The organism is Bradyrhizobium sp. SHOUNA76, from assembly GCF_023006445.1.
GTDB lineage: Bacteria > Pseudomonadota > Alphaproteobacteria > Rhizobiales > Xanthobacteraceae > Bradyrhizobium.
Window position 1 is genome coordinate 1 of sequence record NZ_JALBHA010000724.1, and the last position, 2,338, is coordinate 2,338.

A 2,338-nucleotide genomic window follows, 5' to 3' on the forward strand; every position below is an offset into this window, starting at 1 on the left:
TCTATGGCGGCAGCCTCTCGCTCGGCGGCGCGCCGACCGGCGGCCTGCGCGCCGACCTGCTCCTTCCGGGAGTATAATCCCTTGTTCCGACGTGCTTTTTCGTCTTCGCCAAGTCCCGGCCAAAGCCAACCGGAGGGATTCCGTCCGACTTCCTAAACGGCTTCTTAAGTGGGCCCTCCTATGATCGCGCCCGGACGCAATCCCATGTCCGCCATTTTACCGTGCATTACCCGGGCGCATGAGCCAGACATCGATCGAGCGGCTGAGGGAATATCTCGCGCAGCTCCCGCCGCAGGCGCAGGCCCTGCTGATGCGGGAGTTCGAGCGCGCGCTGGAGCGCGGCCAGGACACGGCTGTCGCGACCCTCGTACTCGATCAGTTGCGCAAGATCGTCCGTAAGACCGAAGCCGACGAGGCTGTGCCGCCGCGGACGGACGATCTGTCGCGGCTGCTGTTCCAGGTGTTGGAACCGTTCCTGGTCGAGGCGGGCGCCCCGACCCGGGTCGGGCAGATCCGCCGCTCCTCGCTGCATCCGATCTGGCAATGGCTCGGCCGCGACGGCGCCCCGGACAAGGTGAAGGAATTCGAGGCGGCGCTGGCCCGCATGCCGGCAGACAGTGCAGGGCAGGTCGAAGCGCTGGCCTCGAAGCTCCAAGCGGTGGCTGCGGACGCCATTTTCGAGCTGACGGGTCCCGGCGGCGGCGACAAGTCGCGCGCGCTGGCCCGGGTCGGCCCGCCCAACGTGATCGAGGACCTCTATTCGATCGGAGCGTTGCTTCAGGTCCGGGAGGCCATCGCCAGCCTGAACGAGAAGCTGCCGCGCACCCTGCGCGCTTTCGGCGATTCCCAGATCGCCTCGGTGACGTCGGCGCTCAACATTCCGGTGCTCCAGACCCCGCAGATGCTGCCCTTCGCGCTGTCGACCGTGGTGCAGCGGATGACCGCCCCGTGGCAGATCATTCGCCTCGCCATCAAGATTGCTGCGTCCGACGACGAGATCCGCGTCGCGGCGACGCCCTACGGCGTCGCCGTCACGATCGCGCTGCACGATCTGTCCTGTGTTGCCGCCACCCTGCGCATGGACATCAAGCGCGGCCATTTCGACAACGTTGCCGGCAATCTCAAGGCGTTGCACGACGGCATACGCGGCCTGCGCACCGAGCTCGACCTGCGCAACGATTCCGCCTGGGGCAAGCAGTTGACCTCGATCCGGGCCGACATCTCCAATGCCTTGCAATCCGAGATCGACAGCGTTCCCGGCCGCGTTCGCCGCATCCTGCGCCAGCGAGCCGAGAAGGACATTCCGCCGGGGGCGCGGATCGACGGCACCGAGGTGGAGGAAACCGCGGCGCTGATCGATTTCGTCGCGACCTGCCGCAACTATGCGAGCGAGCTTGCGATCAACGAAGTGACGCTGCGCACCTATTCCGACCTTCAGCAATATGTCGAGCGCTCGACCGAGCAATTGGTGCAGTCGCTGCGCGCCGCCGATCACAAGGTCCGCACCTATCGGCAACAGCAGGTGCAGGCCGCGATCCGCTTCTGCCAGGTGCTGTTCGGCGACGATTACGCCTCGCTGATGAGCCGGGCCGCGGAGAACGCAGCGACCGGCGAGCGCAAATCGTCGCGCGCGAGCTGACCCAAGCGCATATTTTCGTGATCACAATTTGTGGTTGACGGTGCCGGTTGCGCGCCGTACGGTTCCCGTGCAAGTCCGGGGAACTTCCATTTGTGGGCGCATGAAACCCGTTATCAGCTCCATCGAAATTGAGAACCGCGTCATTGTTGCCAAGTATCAAAGACTGATGGTCGGCGCCAAGGTGGTGGTGGTCGAGAAGGCGAGCGGTCGGCAACTGTCCGAGACGATCACGAGGGTTGCATCTCCGGTTCCGGTCGGTGCGCTGCGCATCAGATTGCCGGATGCAGTCCAGCCGGGAACATACTTCCTGAAGGCCTTCAACGGGCATGGCGAAGACGCCGCGCAAAGCGCGGAGTTCGAAATCGGCTAAGCCGTTGGATTTTCACCGTTTCGGGACTGTGTGCGGTCGCGCCGAATTGACAATTGTCAATTGCCGCATCGTCCGGCCGTGGTGTAAAGCCACCTATGGGCGCGGTTCGTGCGCTGCCGGAAGCTTGCCAGATGACGCTATGGTTCGTGTTCGCGCTGATGACGGTCGCGGCGATTTTCGCCGTGCTCTTGCCGCTTGGCCGCAACGGACGCGCGCAAGACCAGGGCAGCGAGGTCGCGGTTTACAAGGACCAGTTGGCCGAGATCGAGCGTGATCTCGCCGCAGGCTCGATCCCCGCGCCGGACGCCGAGGCGGCGCGCGTCGAGATC

Annotated in this window: 3 protein-coding genes; all 3 read left to right on the forward strand. The window is 64.8% G+C overall.

Going from position 1 to position 2,338, the window contains the following annotated elements:
• Positions 1–238 precede the first annotated feature (238 nt).
• Positions 239–1,639, forward strand: coding sequence for a hypothetical protein (locus MOV74_RS36175; RefSeq protein WP_246932064.1), 1,401 nt, complete (start codon positions 239–241; stop codon positions 1,637–1,639).
• Between the two features lie 100 nt (positions 1,640–1,739).
• Positions 1,740–2,009 carry a hypothetical protein gene (locus MOV74_RS36180; protein ID WP_246932067.1) on the forward strand — a complete coding sequence of 90 codons (270 nt, stop codon included), beginning with the start codon at positions 1,740–1,742 and terminating at the stop codon, positions 2,007–2,009.
• 131 nt (positions 2,010–2,140) lie between these two features.
• A partial coding sequence (gene ccmI / locus MOV74_RS36185; protein WP_246932066.1) for a c-type cytochrome biogenesis protein CcmI occupies positions 2,141–2,338 on the forward strand: 198 nt, incomplete at its 3' end.